Here is a 308-nt window from a genome sequence, read left to right as displayed (position 1 = left end):
GCCGTCAACGTCGGAAACGGCGGAAACGGCGGTGCCGGAGGGGCCGGCGGTGGGCTGTTCGGGGCCGGCGGGGCCGGCGGTGCCGGCGGATCATCAACGGGCGCCAATGGGGGAGCAGGCGGGGCCGGCGGGTCCGGATCGCTCATGGGCGCTGGCGGGGCCGGCGGTGCCGGTGGGGCGACCTCGAACAACAACTCCATCGGAGGCAACGGCGGGGCCGGCGGTAACGCCGGACTGCTAATAGGTGCCGCCGGAACCGGCGGGGCCGGCGGGGCGGGCGCAGCGGACGGTTCCGCCTTGTCTAGGGG

1 protein-coding gene is annotated in these 308 nt (G+C 76.3%); it reads left to right on the top strand.

The features are described from left to right. On the top strand, nt 1–308 hold a 308-nt coding region (locus tag BST27_RS30965), incomplete at both ends, for a hypothetical protein (protein WP_211285353.1).

The organism is Mycobacterium intermedium, from assembly GCF_002086275.1.
Lineage (GTDB): Bacteria > Actinomycetota > Actinomycetes > Mycobacteriales > Mycobacteriaceae > Mycobacterium > Mycobacterium intermedium.
This window is presented reverse-complemented; position numbering and strand designations above follow the sequence as displayed.